This is a genomic window from Demequina gelatinilytica (assembly GCF_000971115.1).
GTDB lineage: Bacteria > Actinomycetota > Actinomycetes > Actinomycetales > Demequinaceae > Demequina > Demequina gelatinilytica.
Map to the genome: position 1 here is coordinate 78,698 of NZ_BBLV01000010.1, position 15,965 is coordinate 94,662.

The window sequence follows — 15,965 nt, forward strand, 5'->3', positions numbered from 1 at the left end:
ACGGAAACGGGGCCGACACGCCGGGCGTACCCGGCGCATCGGCCCCGCTCTGCGGCGTCTCGCCGCGTGAACCGTGCGGAGCGAACCCCTACCTGGGGAGGCTCACTCGTTGTCGCCGTCGGTCGCGAGCGCGCCCGACAGCTTCGCCTGCACCTCGGTGCCGGCGCCCGACCAGACCCACTCGGCGACCTCGGGGAGGTCGGCGCCCGTCTCGTAGGCGTAGCGCTGGGCCTCGAAGCGCTTGTCCTGCAGCTTCTGACGCAGGGACGCGGCGCGGCTGCCGAGCGACGGGACGCGGTCGATGACGTCCATGACCAGGTGGTACCGGTCGATGTCGTTGACCATCGCCATGTCGAACGGCGACGTGGTGGTGCCCTCCTCCTTGAAGCCGCGGACGTGCAGGTTCTCGTGCCCGTTGCGGCGGTAGGTGAGGCGGTGGATCAGCCACGGGTAGCCGTGGTAGTTCATGATGATCGGCTTGTCCGAGGTGAACAGCTGGTCGAACTCCCGGTCGGTCATGCCGTGCGGGTGCTCCTTCTCCGGCTGCAGGCGCATGAGGTCGACCACGTTGACCATGCGGACCTTGAGCTCCGGCAGCTCCTCACGGATGATGTCGATCGCCGCGAGGACCTCCATGGTCGGCACGTCTCCGATGCCGCACATCACCACGTCGGGCTCCTCGCCCAGCGGCACGTTGGAGGCGAACTCCCAGATGCCGGCGCCGCGCGCGAAGTGGTTCTCCGCCTCCTCGATGGTGAGCCACTGCGCCTGGGGCTGCTTGCCGGCCACCACCACGTTCACGCGGTCGCGGCTGCGCAGGCAGTGGTCGTAGGTCGCGAGCAGGGTGTTCGCGTCGGCCGGGAGGTACACGCGCACCACCTCGGCCTTCTTGTTCACCACGTGGTCGATGAAGCCCGGGTCCTGGTGCGAGAAGCCGTTGTGGTCCTGGCGCCAGACGTGGCTCGACAGCAGGTAGTTGAGCGACGGGATGGGGCGGCGCCACGGCAGCTCGTGGGCGACCTTGAGCCACTTGGCGTGCTGGTTGAACATCGAGTCGACGATGTGGATGAACGCCTCGTACGAGGTGAACAGGCCGTGGCGACCGGTGAGGTTGTAGGCCTCGAGCCAGCCCTGGCACTGGTGCTCCGACAGCATCTCGACCACGCGACCCTGGTGACCCATGGGGCCGTCGTCGGGGTCGATCTCCGCGTTCCACACCTTCTGCGTCACATCGAGGACCGCCTGGATGCGGTTCGAGGCGAGCTCGTCGGGCGCGAAGATGCGGAAGTTGTCGGGGTTGCGCTCCATGACGCCCTTGAGGAAGTCGCCGAGCGTGCGGGTCGCCTCGCCGATCTCCGCGCCGGGAGCGGGCACGTCCACCGCGTAGTCGCGGTAGTCGGGCATGACCAGGTCCTTCATCAGCAGGCCGCCGTTGGCCTCGGGGCGGGCCGACATGCGCAGCTCGCCCTCGGGGACCACCGCGAGCACCTCGGGGCGCACCACGCCGTCCTCGTCGAACAGGTCCTCGGGGCCGTAGGACTGCAGCCACGACTCGAGGGTGTGGAGGTGGTCGTCGGTGTCGCGGGCGTTCGACAGCGGCACCTGGTGCGCGCGCCACGAGCCCTCGGTGCGCTTGCCGTCGATCGACGGCGGGCAGGTCCAGCCCTTGGGGGTGCGCAGCACGATCATGGGCCACTTGGGGCGGTCCATCTGCGGGTTGACCTTGGCCTCGGCCTTGATCGCCGCGATCTCGTCCATGACCTGGTCCATCAGCTCCGCGTAGCGGCGGTGGAAGGACTCGGGCGACTCCTCGTCGAAGCCCGCGGTGAAGAAGTGCGGCTTGTGGCCGTAGCCGACCATGAGCGCCTCGAGCTCATCGTCGCCGATGCGCGCGAGGACGGTCGGGTTGGCGATCTTGTAGCCGTTGAGGTGCAGGATCGGGAGCACCACGCCGTCGGTGGCGGGGTTGATGAACTTGTTCGAGTGCCAGCTGGTGGCGAGCGGGCCGGTCTCGGCCTCGCCGTCGCCCACGACCGCCGCGACCAGGAGGTCCGGGTTGTCGAAGGCCGCGCCGTACGCGTGGCTGAGCGCGTAGCCGAGCTCGCCGCCCTCATGGATCGAGCCGGGGGTCTCGGGCGCGACGTGCGAGGGGATGCCGCCCGGGAACGAGAACTGCTTGAACAGGCGCTGCAGGCCGCGCGCGTCCTCGGAGATCTCGGGGTACGTCTCGTTGTAGGTGCCCTCGAGATAGCTCGCGGCCACCAGGCCGGGACCGCCGTGGCCGGGGCCGATGATGTACATCGTCGGCTGCTGGCGCGACGTGATCATGCGGTTGAGGTGCGTGTAGATGAAGTTGAGGCCCGGCGTGGTGCCCCAGTGGCCCACCAGGCGCTTCTTCACGTGGTCGCGGTGCAGCGGCTCCTTGAGCAGCGGGTTGTCGAGCAGGTAGATCTGCCCCACCGACATGTAGTTCGCCGTGCGCCACCACAGGTCGATGGCCTCGACCTCGGCGTCGCTGACAGAATCCGCAGTGCGGGGGGACCAGGGCTTCGGTGCCATTTCTCCTCCAGTTCGGGTACCTCCACATCGTTCCATGGTGAACGTTCACATGGCGCGGCGAAGGTCCCATGCGTCGGCGAGGAGGGGGTGGGAGAGCCGCGGGGGCGTGGCTTGGCTCGGCGGGACCTTGCGGTCAGCAGCAGATCTCGCGTCGGGTCCGATAGCGGGCTGTGTGGAGGGTGGTGCGCGCGTCCAGTGGTCCTGTCGCGCATGTTCCCCCAGAAATGTGGTCTACCCGTCGAGGCGGGCAAGACCTAGCGTCTGGGTCGGCAAAGCAAGCCAATCTGGGGGGTTAACAGTGAGAACGTTGTTCATGGGTGACAGTTGGGCGGGTCGCCTCACTTCGGGCGCGACTTCGTTGGTGTTGGCATTGGCGCTCGCCGGGGTTGCGTCCGCGCCAGTCTCTGCCGCGGAGGTGGACGAGGCGTCGGTGGGCGCGGGTCCCGAGGCGGCGAGCGATGCAACCGGCCTGGCCGACGATGCGGAGGCCATCGCCGCCGCGGCCGGCCTCTATGTGCAGGGGGACGCCGCGACTGCTGCGGCGCTGGTCGAGGCTGCGGCCGCCGACGAAGCTGGCGTGATCGAGTCGCTCGACAGCGGCGGGGTCCCCGTGGGCGCAGGCATGACCCTGGAAGCAGGCACCGCTGGCGCGGTGTTGACGGGCGCGGCGGGCGTCGAGCTGGGAATCGCGGTTGCCGATGCGGCGAACGACTCCGTCGCCGCCGTCGTTGACGGCGTCGCGGTCGCGCGGGAGGTGCTGCCTGCGACCGATGTCGTGACGCGGGCGGTCGACGGCGGTGTCCAGATCGTCGCGGTGCTGGCTGACGCGTCGGCATCCACAAGCGTCGACTTCGAGCTGACGCTTCCCGAGGGCGCACGCCTGTCGAGGGAGTGGGATGGATCGGTCGCCGTGCAGGCGCCGACTGAGACGATCGTCTACGACGCGGTTGATCAAGCACGGTACGAGGCTGAGGTCGCCGCGATCGTCGGCGATGCCGAGGGTCTCGCTGCTCTCACCGATGAGCAGCGGGCCGCGATAGACGCGGTCGAGGAGCCGGCCGGGGAGATCCAGACTGTGATGGAGACGGTCGCGAGCGTGGGCGCACCCTGGGCGGTCGACGCCAACGGTGTCGCGCTCGAGACTTCCTATGCCCTCAACGGAGACACCCTGACCCAGGTTGTCACCACTGACGAGGACACGGCGTTCCCCGTCGTTGCCGACCCCCTGCTCACCTACGGGTGGGCCATCTACTGGAACATGACCGGTGCGCAGTGGAAGGCGCTTGCCTTCTCCGTCGGCGCGACGATCGTCGGTGGAGTGACCGTCGCGTGTCTGGGAGCGAAGATGCCAGCGTCGTGGGCGAAGATCGTGGGTAGCGTGTGTACCGCGGTGGGAGTGTCCACGGGATTCACGGCGCTGAAGAACCTGATCGACGACGTTCGAAAGTGGGCTCTCGTGTCAACGTCGTGCTATCAAGTGGCACTGGTGCGATTCAAGAAGACCACCGCATCTCGCTACCTCTTGACGCGAGTTGATGCGAAGAACTGCGCATGAAGGGACCCTCATGACGAATGCATCCCGCGTGCCAGGTAGCTCCGTCGGCCGCGAATCCGCTTGCGACGATCGTGGAGCAGCGCGTGAGCGCAGCTGGGTCGAAGCGATCGCGGTACCGCTTGGCCTGCTCGCCGTCGCGGGCGTCGTGTGGTGGGTCACTGGCGTCGACCTGACCTTCGCGGCGATCGCGACGGCCGCCACACTTGCCTCGGCCAGCCCCGGGTACCGCCTGGACAGGCGCACCGCCGTGGCGATGGGGATCGTGGCAGTCGCGGTGGTCGCGGGTGCTGTCCTCTTGGGCGCGAACGGGTGGGGCCTCGGCGTGCAGGAGCGCCTTGCGTTAGGTCTAGGTGGGGTCGCGTGTGGCGTTGTTGCGGTCGTCCTTGTGGGCATCGTGCGCTCTCGACGTGCGCGGGACGCTGAGCACGCGTCAGCTGCACCCTCGCATCGTCCCCTCTGACACTGGCAACGGAAACCAGAACGACACGCGGGTGGGAGGCCCGATCTCAGGGCCTCCCACCCGCGTGTCGCGGTGAGATCCGTTGCGGCTGTCAGCTGGGGGTGGCGTCAGGAGACCGAGGCCACCGACTGCAGCGCGATCGCGCGCTCCTCGTTGGTGGGGATGACCCACACCTGGACACGCGAGGTGTCCGTCGAGATGAGCGTCGCCTGCTTCTTGCGGCCCGCGTTGCGCTCGGCGTCGATCTCGATACCGAGCTCCTCGAGCCCGGTGAGCGACTCGATGCGGACGATGTCGTCGTTCTCGCCCACGCCTGCCGTGAAGACGATCGCGTCGAGGCCGCCGAGCTGCGCCATGTACTGGCCCACGTAGCCCTTGATGCGACGCGTGTAGATGTCGAGGGCGACGCGCGCCTCGTGGCTGCCCTCCTCGATCATCGTGTGGACGTCGCGCATGTCCGAGTGGCCCGTGAGCCCCAGCATGCCGGAGCGCTTGTTGAACAGGTCGTCGATCTCGTCGATGTCGAGGCCGGCCGCGCGGTGCAGGTGGAACACCACCGCGGGGTCGATCGCGCCGGTGCGCGAGCCCATCACCAGGCCGTCGAGGGGCGTGAGGCCCATCGAGGTGTCGATCGCGACGCCGCCCTTGACGGCGTCGGCCGAGGCGCCGTTGCCGAGGTGCAGCGTGATGATCCGCAGCTCCTTGGGGTCGCGGTCCATGAGCTCCGCGCACTTCGCCGAGACGTGGCCGTGCGAGGTGCCGTGGAAGCCGTAGCGGCGGATGCCGTGCTCGGCGGCGATGTGCGGGTCGATCGCGTACGAGTACGCGGCCTCCGACAGCGTCTGGTGGAAGGCCGTGTCGAACACCGCGACGTGCGGGATGTCGGGGAAGGCGGCACGCGCGGCGGAGATGCCCGCGACGTGGCCCGGGTTGTGCAGCGGCGCGAGCACCGAGAGCTTCGCGATCGCCTCCTCGACCTCGTCGTCGATGATGGTCGGCGCGGAGAACTCCGCACCGCCCTGGACCACGCGGTGGCCTACGACGGTGAGCTGGGACAGGTCCACACCCGAGCCGGGCTCGGACAGGGACTCGATGACGGCGCGCACGCCCTCGTTGTGGTCGGTCACGCGCTCGACCAGGCCGGAGGCGAGGGCCTCCTCCTGGGTGGTGTCGACCACCTGGTACTTGATCGAGCTGGAGCCGCAGTTGAGGACGAGGGCGATGCCGTTGTAGTTGACGCTCACGCGTTGCCTTCCGGGGTGTCGAGGTTCTGGGCCTGGATCGCGGTGATCGCGACCGTGTTGACGATGTCCTGCACGAGCGCGCCGCGCGACAGGTCGTTGACCGGCTTGCGAAGTCCCTGCAGGACGGGGCCGACGGCGACCGCTCCCGCGGAGCGCTGCACGGCCTTGTAGGTGTTGTTGCCGGTGTTGAGGTCGGGGAAGACCAGCACCGTCGCTTGACCCGCCACGGGCGAGTCGGGAGCCTTCGAGCGCGCGACAGAGGGCTCCACCGCGGCGTCGTACTGCATCGGCCCGTCGACCAGGAGGTCGGGGCGGCGCTCCTTGACCAGGCGCGTCGCCTCGCGGACCTTGTCGACGTCCGAGCCCGTGCCGGACTCGCCGGTCGAGTAGGACAGCATCGCGATCCTGGGCTCGACGCCGAACTGCGCCGCCGTGTCGGCCGAGGAGATCGCGATGTCCGCGAGCTGCTCGGCGGTCGGGTCCGGGTTGACGGCGCAGTCGCCGTAGACCAGGACGCGGTCCGCGAGGCACATGAAGAACACCGAGGAGACCACGGAGACGCCGGGGACGGTCTTGATGATCTGGAACGACGGGAGGATGGTGTGCGCCGTGGTGTGCGCCGCACCCGAGACCATGCCGTCCGCGAGGCCCAGCTGGACCATCATCGTGCCGAAGTAGCTGACGTCCTGCACGCGGTCGCGCGCGGCCTCGAGCGTCGCGCCCTTGGCCTTGCGCATCTCGTAGTACTCGGCGGCGAAGCGCTCGACGTACTCCGGGTCCTGCGGCGACAGCACGCGCGCGGCGTCGAGCTCGAGACCCAGCTCCGCGGCGCGGGCACGGATCGACTGCTCGTTGCCGAGGATGGTGAGCTCCACCACGTCACGCGTGAGCAGGGACGATGCGGCACGCAGGATGCGGTCGTCGCCGCCTTCGGGCAGGACGATGTGCTGCTTGCGCGAGCGTGCGCGGTCCAGCAGGTCGTACTCGAACATGAGCGGCGTGATGACGTCCGTGCGGGCGACGTCGAGCACGTCGCGCAGCTTCTCCGCGTCGACGCGCTGCTCGAACATCGCGAGCGCGGTGTCGACCTTGAGCTGGCTCTCGCGCGACAGCCGGCCCTTGGTGGCCGAGCAGCGCCGTGCCGTCTCGAACGTGTCGAGCTCGGTGCGGATCACGGGCAGCGGCGAGCCGAGGCCCTCGAGCAGGCGGCGCACCGCGGAACGCGGCTCGAGGCCGCCGGTGAGGATCACGCCCGACAGCGCGGGGAAGCCCTCGGCGCCGTGCGCGGCCAGGAGCGCGAGCACGGTGTCCGAACGGTCGCCGGGCACCAGCACCACGGAGCCGTCCTCGAGACGGTCGAGCAGGTTCGACGTGGTCATCGCGCCGACCATGATCCCGCGCGACTCGCGCGACAGGAGGGCCGGGTCGCCGGTGATGAGCTCGCCGTCGACGGCCTCGACCAGCTGGTTCATCGACGGCGCGATGAGCAGCGGGTCCTCGGGCAGGACGCCCAGCCGCAGCGCCTCGGGAAGGTTCGCCGCGATGGTCTCCGCGTCCGCCGGGTTGCAGCGGTTGACGAAGATCCCGGAGATGTGGGCGTGCGAGCCCACCAGCTCGAGGCGCGCCTGGTCGATGACCTGGGCGACCTCGGCGGGGGTGCGCTCGTTGCCGTGCACCACGAGCACCACGGGGGCGCCGAGGTTCGCGGCGACGCGGCCGTTGAACTCGAGCTCGGCCGCCGCGGAGACGTCCGTGTAGTCGGTGCCGACGATCACGACGGCGTCGCACTTGCGCTCGACCTCGTGATAGCGCGACACGATGGTCGCGAGGGCCTTCTCGGGGTCGGCGTGGACGTCCTCGTAGCGGACGCCGATCGCCTCCTCGTAGCTGAGGTCGATGCTGTCGTGTCCCAGGAGGAGCTGCAGGACGTAGTCGGATCCGTCCGCGACGCGGGCGACGGGGCGGAAGATCCCGACCCGTCCTACCTGCTTCGCGAGGAGATTGGTGATGCCGAGCGCGATGGTGGATTTCCCTGTGTCGCCTTCGGCCGATGCGATGTAGATGCTTCGTGCCACGACCCTATGGTTCCACGGATGGCCGGGACCTTCGCGGCCAGAGGTCCCGGGGGCGGCATGCCACCATGCCCCGGAACGCGCTTGTGGGCGCAATCGCACGCGGGCTTGCGTACGCTGGTCGTAGCGGTCCCGCTGAGGGGTAGGACCGCGAGTCGCGCCACCGGCACGGCTGTGCGGCCGGAGGGAGGCGCGATGGGACCGGGGGATCCCGAGGCTCACGGCTCGCGCCTGCCTGCAGCGCTGTCGACGTTCTTCGAGCGACGCGCGGGCGGTCTGAGCGGCGCCGAGGGCGCCGCGGCGGGGACCGTGCGCACCTTCGCGCTGGTGTCGATCTTCACCACCAGCCTCTTCACGGTGCGCTACGGCATGGACGACGCGGTCGCCGCGGGACCGTTGCCGTGGCTCAACGGGCTCGAGATCGCGGCCTTCCTCGCGGTGCTGTTCCTGGTGGCGCGCGGTCGCCAGCTCATGGCCGCCGTGGTGTACCTCGTGGCCGCCACCGTAGGGATGCTCTACATGGCCGTCCTCATGGGCTGGTCGTCGGGGCATCACCTCTACCTCATCACCTCCTCGCAGCTGGTGTTCCTCATGTTCACCGAGCGTCAGCGCGCCTGGCGCTGGACCTTCGCGGTGCTGTCCGCCACGGCCTTCATGTACGCGCAGCTCGCCACCGACAGCGTCGGCAGGTACGCGGATCCGGCCCACATCGCGGACACCTTCGCGATCAACGCGGTGGGCACGGCGACGCTCATGTTCATCCTGTCCGTGGTCGCGCATCATCGCGCCCGCGCGGCGCGCGCCGAGGCGGAGCGGCTCGCGGCCCATGCCGAGTTCCTGGCCAACACGGACCCGCTCACCGGGCTCGCGAACCGCCGCCCCGTGACGGCGCGGCTCGAGGAGCTCGCGAACGCGGAGGGCCACGGGTACTGCGTGGCGATCGCGGACCTCGACCGGTTCAAGGCGCTCAACGACGTGCACGGGCATGCGTGCGGCGACAGGGTGCTCGCCGAGCTCGGCGACCGCCTGCGCGGGCAGGTGCGCGTGACCGACGCCCTCGGACGCTGGGGCGGCGAGGAGTTCATCGTGGTGCTCGCGGATTCCACCCTGGTCGACGCAGCCGCCATGATGGAGCGCATGAGAAGGATCGTGGGCGAACGCCCGATCGTGTGCGGCGACCACGAGCACCAGGTGACGGTGTCGGTCGGTGTGGCGGATGGCGTGGCCGACCGCATGAGCCACCGCGTGGTCAAGAGGGCTGACGACGCCCTCTACGACGCGAAGCAGGCGGGCCGCGACTGCGTCCGCATGCGCCCGCTCGGCGAGCCGGGCTCGTCACGCACGTCGGCGCGGCCCGCGAGGTGACGCGCGAGGACACGCGCGGCGCCATCCTCTGGGGCCGCGTGATCGCCGCCGTGCTCGTCGTGGCGCTCGCGGTCGGGGTGTGCGGTGCGCTCGGCTGGTGGCAGTGGACCCGCGCCTCGACCACGGGCCGCACGGTCCTGCCGGATCCTGCCGTGGCGCTCGCGGAGGTCCTCGAGCCGGCACAGGCCGCCGGCGTCGCGATCGGTCGCCAGGTGACCGTGACGGGCACCTGGGCCGACCAGGATGCGGCCGTGGTGACAGGGCGCGAGGTAGACGGCGTGGCGGCCGAGATGCTCGTACGTGCGCTCACCGTGCCGGCCGCGGAGACCGGCACGGGCGAGGAGGCGACCCTCGCGGTCGTGGTCGGGTGGCGCCCCGAGGGCGACGTGGCCGGACCGGACGATGCGCCGGGCACGGAGGTCGCGCTCGAGGGCTACCTGCGGGCGCCCGAGGCGTCGACCGCATCGTCCCTCCCTCAGGAGGATCCCGCGGACGGGACGTTCTGGGCCTCGGCGATGGCCACGTCGGAGCTCGCGCAGGTGTGGCCCGCGCCCATGTACAGCGCGCTCCTGGTGTCCTACCACGGCTCCGAGTCCTGGACCGCGCTCGAGCCGCTGCCGCCCACCACGGAGATCAACTTCCGCTCCGCGGCGTACGCGATCGAGTGGTGGCTGTTCGGAGGCTTCGCGCTGTTCATCACGGTGCGCTGGATACGCGACAATGGTCGCGCGCGCCCGGAGACCCCGGACGATGCGCAAGCCACCGGAGAGGACCACGCGTGAGCGACGCTTCCAGCAAGATCCCCGGCGCCCTGGCCCGCTACCGCGTGATGGCCTTCGTGACCGGCACGCTGCTCATCGTCGTGTTCCTCGGCATGCTGCGGTACCTGCCCGGCCTGGAGGACCTCAAGGCGACCCTGGACCCCGCGATGCTGGTGATCGCGCAGATCCACGGCTTCGTCTACATGGTCTACCTGGTCACGGTGCTGCAGCTGTGGCTCCTCATGCGGTGGGACGTCCCGCGCGTGATCTACATGGCCGCGGGCGGCATCGTCCCTCTGCTGTCGTTCTTCGCCGAGCGCCGCGTGCACGCGGAGGTGCTCGACACCCTGGAGGTTCAGAAGTGACCGAGACCCAGCACCGTCCCGTCCTCGTCGTCGACTGCGGCGCGCAGTACGCGCAGCTCATCGCGCGCCGCGTGCGCGAGGCGAACGTCTACTCCGAGGTGGTCCCGCACAGCATGTCCGCCGCGGACATGCTCGCCAAGGACCCCGCCGCGGTGATCCTGTCGGGCGGACCGTCCTCCGTGTACGAGGACGGCGCCCCGCAGATCGACCCCGCGCTGTTCGACGCCGGCGTGCCCGTCATGGGCATCTGCTACGGCTTCCAGGCGATGGCGCAGGCCATGGGCGGCACGGTCGCCAAGACCGGTCTGCGCGAGTACGGCCGCACGCAGGCCTCGGTGTCGGATGCCGGCACCGCGCTCGCGGGCAGCCCGGCCGTCCAGGAGGTCTGGATGAGCCACGGCGACTCCGTGCAGTCCGCGCCTCCCGGCTTCGAGGTGCTCGCGACCACCGAGGGCGCGCCCGTCGCGGCCTTCGAGAACCTCGACAAGCGCATGTGCGGCGTGCAGTGGCACCCCGAGGTCAAGCACTCTCCGCTCGGCCAGCACGCGATCGAGAACTTCCTCTACAACGTCGCGGGCCTCCAGCCCGACTGGACGCCCTCGAACGTCATCGATGAGCAGGTCGCGCTCATCCGCGAGCAGGTCGGCGACAAGCGCGTCATCTGCGCGCTCTCCGGCGGCGTCGACTCGGCGGTGGCGGCGGCGCTGGTCCAGAAGGCCGTGGGCGACCAGCTGACGTGCATCCACGTGGACCACGGCCTCATGCGTGCCGGCGAGGTCGAGCAGATCGAGAAGGACTTCGTCGCCTCGACCGGCGTGCGCCTCATCATCCGTGACGAGAAGGAGCGCTTCCTGTCCGCGCTCGCGGGCGTGAGCGACCCGGAGACCAAGCGCAAGATCATCGGCCGCGAGTTCATCCGCGTGTTCGAGGACTCGGCGCGCCAGGTGGTCGAGGAGGCCGGCGCGCACGGCGAGGACGTCGAGTTCCTGGTGCAGGGCACCCTGTACCCCGACGTGGTCGAGTCCGGCGGCGGCGAGGGCGCGGCGAACATCAAGAGCCACCACAACGTGGGCGGCCTGCCCGACGACCTCCAGTTCTCGCTGGTGGAGCCGCTGCGTGCGCTGTTCAAGGACGAGGTCCGCGCGGTGGGCCGCGAGCTGGGCATCCCCGAGGAGATCGTCGGCCGTCAGCCGTTCCCGGGCCCCGGTCTGGGCATCCGCATCATCGGCGAGGTCACGTGGGAGCGCCTCGAGATCCTGCGCCGGGCCGACGCGATCGCGCGCGAGGAGCTCACCAAGGCCGGCCTGGACCAGTCCATCTGGCAGTGCCCGGTGGTGCTGCTCGCCGACGTCCGCTCCGTGGGCGTGCAGGGCGACGGCCGCACCTACGGCCACCCCGTGGTGCTGCGCCCGGTGTCCTCCGAGGACGCCATGACCGCCGACTGGTCGCGCGTGCCCTACGAGGTCCTCGCGCACATCTCCAACCGCATCACCAACGAGGTGGCGGAGGTCAACCGCGTGGTGCTCGACGTCACGAGCAAGCCGCCGGGCACCATCGAGTGGGAGTGACCCGCTCGATCCTCGCGATCGGCGCCTCACGAGGTGCTCGGTGCTCGAATCCGTGGATGGTGAGCACTCACCACCTCCCAGGGCGCCGGCGTCGGGGTTGAGCGGCGCAGAAGGGGCCGGGCACATCGGTAGACGATGCGCCCGGCCCCTTCTGCGTGCGCGGTCAGGAGTCCTCGCGGTCCTCCGGCTCGGGCTCGGGCTCGGGCTCGGGCTCGGCCGCGCCGGACGATGCGGGCATCGCCGTGGCCTCCGCCCTCGCGCGCTCCTGGCGCGACTGACGGGTCGCGACCGCGACCGCCGACACCACCAGCCAGGCGCCCAGCGCGGCGAGCGCGATGATGGCGATGAGCTGCAGGTCGACGTCGTACCCGGACAGGGCGGCGATCGCGCACGCGCCGGACGCGGCGACGATCGCTCCCCAGATGACGCCGGTGACGCGCTCGGCGGCGCCGCGGCGGGGACGGAGCTGGGTGGTCACGATGCGACCTCCTCGATCACGATGGTGGCGTAGCCGTCCGTGCTCGACGAGGCGTCGAGCGTGAGCAGCGGCTCGCCGGGGTTGGACAGGGTCAGCGGCTCGCCCGCGTACATGTCGCACGCGACACCGCGGTCGGGCCAGTAGACCGAGGTGGGGACCGCCTGGTCCGTCGCGATCTCGAGCGAACCGCCCGTGGCGATCCGCACGGTGGTGAACGCGGCGGTGACTGCCGCGGTGGTCGGCTCCTCGAGCGCGGTCTCGGAGACGAGCCCGCGCGACATGCCGTCCGAGACCGGGGTCTCCTCGGTCGCGTAGCAGCCGGCCGGGAGGGTGATGGTCGCGTAGTCGCCGTCGAACGCGGCCAGGGCGTCGTACGGGGAGGCCTCGGGCTCGGGCACGGTCGACGCGGACTCCTCGACGTTCGGGTCCCCGATGCCGATGTGGATGCCGCCACCGTCGATCTGCACGTCCGGGTAGTACGGCTCGGCCCAGCTGCCGCGGACGTCGTCGGCCTTGGCGATGAAGATCGCCGTCGGGATGAGCATGAGCGCGGAGGCGAAGGCCAGGAAGCCGAGCCGGCGACCGCTCAGCGCGACGAGCATGAGGATCACGCCCACACCGGTGACGAACAGCGCGCCCCACGCGACCAGCGGCTGCACCGCGAGGTCGCCCTGACGGTCCGCGATCGCGATGCCGGCGATCGACAGGATCAGCCAGGCGAGCGTGAGCAGGTAGAAGGGTGCGCCGGGACCCGGCACTCGCGGCGGGCGCGGGGGGCGGGGCGGCGCGACCGGCGGTGCGGTGTACGGGGCGCCGTACGGCGTCGCAGAGGTGGCGCCGGACTGCGCGGCGGCCGCGTGCGCCGCCGCTGCCGCATCGTCCGCGGCCTGCTGGGCCGACGCGACCGCCTCGTCGGTCGTCGAGGAGACGTCCGTCGCGACCTGCTCCGCGACCGCTGCGCGGTAGGCGTGACGCTCGTCACGGCGCTCCTGGCGCGCGGCCTCGCGCTGCGCGCGGCGGTCGGCGGCCCACTGCGGCGGGGCGGCGTACACCGGGGCCCCGCCGGGACCGGGAGGCGGGGTCGGGCCGCCGCGGTGGCCGTCGCGGCGCACCAGGTAGATGATCAGCCCGATGATCGCGCCGATCACGCCCAGCGGCACCACGACCATCGCGACCACCGCCGCGATGCGGAAGACGCCCCCGCCCATGCCGTCGTCCCAGACGGCGTTCGACGACCACGACCACGGTCCTGCGTTGTCGAGGGACGCGAGGCCCGCGAGGGCCACCAGCGAGATCACCACGAGCGCACCCACGTTCGGCACGCCTCGCCCGAAGTCCTGCGCGATGATCCGCCCGCGTCGGTCAGGCAGCAGCGCCCATGCCGCCGCGTAGGCGAGGAGCACGATGCCGTTGAGCACGATCGCGAGCCCCACGAGGCCCACGCGGGTCCACGCTCGCGACCAGCCGAGGCGTTCGGCGACGCCGGCCGTGACGCCGCTGAACACACGCGCGTCGGAACGGGTGAGCCCCCATCCGCGGATGGTGGTGAAGAACCCGGCCTCGGGAGGCGGGGTCTGCTGGTCGGTCATGTCTTGTCCTCCGATCTCACTCGAGTCTCGCGCCGGGGCACGCGTCCGCGCTATGAGGGAAGGCCCTGATTCGGACCCTGATCCTGGGCCGGGTCGCGCATCGTCCCGGAGGCCGAGGTCGGCGTGCGGGGCCCTGTGCCAAGGTGGAGCCATGACGGCCACCAGCATGCGTATCGCGCGCCCGCTCGAGCGGCGTTCGCCTGCCGTGCAGTGGTGGCGCGCGACCGTGGGGCTGGTGCTGCTGGTGATCGCCGCGGTGATGCTGGTGCGCCGCTACGAGTGGGCGAACCTCGCGTGGTGGCTGATGCCGCTGCTGCTGTTCGTGGTCGCGGTCGTGCTGGTGTGGAGCCCGCTCGAGAACGCCGTGCAGCTCGATGCGCGGCGCCCGGACGTGGGCGGGCTCTTCTCCCGGGACGCGTGGCTCCGGGCGGTGGGCGGGGTGGCGCTCGCGATCGGCGCGCTCGGCCTGTTCGCCGCGGGGACGTCCGGGTGGAACCAGGTGACGCGCGCGATCGTGGTGCCGACGGTGGTCGCCGCGGGCATCGCGCTGGTGCTCGCGCCGTGGTGGCTGCGGCTGATCCGTCAGGTGGGGGTCGAGCGCGAGCGCCGCGTACGCGAGTTCGAGCGTGCCGAGATCGCGGCGCACCTGCACGACTCGGTGCTCCAGACCCTGACCCTGATCCGTGCGAAGGCAGACGACCCCGCTGCGGTCGCGCGCCTCGCACGAGCGCAGGAACGCGACCTGCGGGCGTACCTCTACCAGGACCGCCGCAGCACCCAGGAGTCGGTCGCGACCGCGCTCGGAGCGGCGGTGGCCGAGGTCGAGGACACGCACGGGGTCGAGGTCGAGGTGGTGACGGTCGGCGATGCGCCGACCACGCCCGGGCTCGCCGCCGCGGTGCAGGCCGTGCGCGAGGCCGTGCTCAACGCGGCGCGCCACGGCGCGGCGCCCTACTCGGTCTACGCCGAGGTCACCGCTGCCGGGCTCGAGGTCTTCGTGCGCGACGGCGGCCCGGGCTTCGATCCGGCGGCGGTGCCGTCGGGCCGGCTCGGGATCCGGGAGTCGATCATCCATCGCGTCGAGCGGCATGGCGGGACGGCCGAGGTCTCGTCCGCACCCGGGAGTCGCACCGAGGTGACCATCACGATGCCCCGGGAGGAGCAGCCATGACCGTATCCGTGGTGATCGTGGACGACCACGACGTCATCCGTGTGGGGGTCCGGGAGAGCCTCGACGACGACATCGAGGTGATCGGGGAGGCCCGCGACGTCGAGTCGGCCGTCGCGGTGGTGCGCGAGGCGCAGCCGCAGGTGGTGATCCTCGACGTGCACCTGCCGGGCGGGACCGGCGGCGGGGCGCTCGACGTGCTCGCCGAGATCCTGCATCGGCCGGGCGCGCCCCGCGTGCTCGCGCTCTCCGTGTCCGACGCCGCGGAGGACGTGGTCGCGACCGTGCGGGCCGGGGCCCGGGGGTACGTCACCAAGTCCATCTCCGGACCCGACCTGTCGGATGCGGTGAGGCGCGTGGCGACCGGCGATGCCGTGTTCTCGCCGCGCCTGGCCGGGTTCGTGCTCGACGCGTTCGGCGCCGCCGGCGGCGAGGTCGCGGCGGCCGACGAGGACCTCGACAAGCTCACCGAGCGCGAGCAGGAGGTCATGCGGCTCATCGCACGCGGCTACACGTACCGCGAGGTCGGGGAGAAGCTGTTCATCTCCGTCAAGACCGTCGAGACCCATGTGGGCAAGGTGCTGCACAAGCTGCAGCTGTCCAACCGGCACGAGCTCGCGCACTGGGCCGCGCAGCGCCGCATCGTCTAGCCCCACCCCGCTCCCGGCGTGCAAGCGTTTACCCCGCCCGATGCTGACCGAAATGGCGGTCGATCGGGCACTCGCAGTCGGGGTAAACGCTTGCGCGATCGAGGGGCGGGGGCGCGGGGCGGGGGCGGGGG

Annotated in this window: 12 protein-coding genes; 7 read left to right on the forward strand and 5 right to left on the reverse strand. The window is 70.9% G+C overall.

Annotated elements, in window-relative coordinates; all coding sequences use genetic code 11:
• Positions 1 to 102: 102 nt before the first annotated feature.
• A complete protein-coding gene (locus tag AOM00_RS09965) occupies positions 103 to 2,559 on the reverse strand; it encodes a phosphoketolase family protein (protein ID WP_062517637.1) in 2,457 nt (818 codons plus the stop codon).
• 370 nt (positions 2,560 to 2,929) lie between these two features.
• On the opposite strand from AOM00_RS09965, the gene AOM00_RS09970 reads away from it, so the two are divergent.
• Positions 2,930 to 4,114 (forward strand): hypothetical protein, encoded by a 1,185-nt coding sequence (locus tag AOM00_RS09970; protein ID WP_156159119.1) that lies wholly within the window; start codon positions 2,930 to 2,932, stop codon positions 4,112 to 4,114.
• A gap of 567 nt (positions 4,115 to 4,681) precedes the next feature.
• On the opposite strand, the gene AOM00_RS09980 is transcribed toward AOM00_RS09970, so the two are convergent.
• On the reverse strand, positions 4,682 to 5,818 hold the full coding sequence (locus tag AOM00_RS09980; RefSeq protein WP_062517640.1) for an acetate/propionate family kinase: 1,137 nt from the start codon (positions 5,816 to 5,818) through the stop codon (positions 4,682 to 4,684).
• Positions 5,815 to 7,893, reverse strand: coding sequence for a phosphate acetyltransferase (pta, locus tag AOM00_RS09985; protein WP_062517641.1), 2,079 nt, complete (start codon positions 7,891 to 7,893; stop codon positions 5,815 to 5,817). Before pta ends, AOM00_RS09980 begins: the two co-directional genes overlap by 4 nt.
• 192 nt (positions 7,894 to 8,085) lie before the next feature.
• Between pta and AOM00_RS15625 the strand changes: the two genes are divergently transcribed.
• From AOM00_RS15625 to guaA, 4 genes are read left to right on the forward strand one after another with little or no spacing between them, the layout of a single operon-like run.
• Positions 8,086 to 9,255: a GGDEF domain-containing protein gene (locus tag AOM00_RS15625; protein WP_062517642.1), complete on the forward strand. Its 1,170-nt coding sequence runs from the start codon at positions 8,086 to 8,088 to the stop codon at positions 9,253 to 9,255.
• On the forward strand, positions 9,252 to 10,037 hold the full coding sequence (locus AOM00_RS09995; protein WP_062517643.1) for an SURF1 family cytochrome oxidase biogenesis protein: 786 nt from the start codon (positions 9,252 to 9,254) through the stop codon (positions 10,035 to 10,037). The genes AOM00_RS15625 and AOM00_RS09995 overlap by 4 nt, the downstream gene beginning before the upstream one ends.
• Entirely contained in the window at positions 10,034 to 10,381 is a 348-nt protein-coding gene (locus AOM00_RS10000; protein ID WP_062517644.1) for a DUF3817 domain-containing protein, read from the forward strand. Before AOM00_RS09995 ends, AOM00_RS10000 begins: the two co-directional genes overlap by 4 nt.
• Complete coding sequence (gene guaA / locus AOM00_RS10005) at positions 10,378 to 11,949, forward strand: glutamine-hydrolyzing GMP synthase (protein ID WP_062517645.1); 1,572 nt, start codon at positions 10,378 to 10,380, stop codon at positions 11,947 to 11,949. The genes AOM00_RS10000 and guaA overlap by 4 nt, the downstream gene beginning before the upstream one ends.
• A gap of 163 nt (positions 11,950 to 12,112) precedes the next feature.
• Here guaA and AOM00_RS10010 read toward each other — a convergent pair whose 3' ends face one another.
• Complete coding sequence (locus AOM00_RS10010; RefSeq protein WP_062517646.1) at positions 12,113 to 12,427, reverse strand: hypothetical protein; 315 nt, start codon at positions 12,425 to 12,427, stop codon at positions 12,113 to 12,115.
• Positions 12,424 to 14,016, reverse strand: a complete 1,593-nt coding sequence (locus AOM00_RS10015) for a PspC domain-containing protein (protein ID WP_062517647.1) — start codon at positions 14,014 to 14,016, stop codon at positions 12,424 to 12,426. Before AOM00_RS10015 ends, AOM00_RS10010 begins: the two co-directional genes overlap by 4 nt.
• Positions 14,017 to 14,167: 151 nt before the next feature.
• Between AOM00_RS10015 and AOM00_RS10020 the strand changes: the two genes are divergently transcribed.
• Both AOM00_RS10020 and AOM00_RS10025 read left to right on the forward strand, forming a co-directional pair.
• On the forward strand, positions 14,168 to 15,187 hold the full coding sequence (locus AOM00_RS10020) for a sensor histidine kinase (protein WP_062517648.1): 1,020 nt from the start codon (positions 14,168 to 14,170) through the stop codon (positions 15,185 to 15,187).
• Complete coding sequence (locus AOM00_RS10025) at positions 15,184 to 15,834, forward strand: response regulator (RefSeq protein ID WP_062517649.1); 651 nt, start codon at positions 15,184 to 15,186, stop codon at positions 15,832 to 15,834. Before AOM00_RS10020 ends, AOM00_RS10025 begins: the two co-directional genes overlap by 4 nt.
• Positions 15,835 to 15,965 lie beyond the last annotated feature (131 nt).

What these genes read in the sequence shown, in the direction of transcription:
- AOM00_RS10020 (WP_062517648.1), top strand. Translation starts at nt 14,168, where the DNA reads ATGACGGCCACCAGCATGCGTATCGCGCGCCCGCTCGAGCGGCGTTCG.
- AOM00_RS15625 (WP_062517642.1), top strand. Translation starts at nt 8,086, where the DNA reads ATGGGACCGGGGGATCCCGAGGCTCACGGCTCGCGCCTGCCTGCAGCG.
- AOM00_RS10015 (WP_062517647.1), bottom strand. Translation starts at nt 14,016, where the DNA reads ATGACCGACCAGCAGACCCCGCCTCCCGAGGCCGGGTTCTTCACCACC.
- AOM00_RS10025 (WP_062517649.1), top strand. Translation starts at nt 15,184, where the DNA reads ATGACCGTATCCGTGGTGATCGTGGACGACCACGACGTCATCCGTGTG.
- AOM00_RS09965 (WP_062517637.1), bottom strand. Translation starts at nt 2,559, where the DNA reads ATGGCACCGAAGCCCTGGTCCCCCCGCACTGCGGATTCTGTCAGCGAC.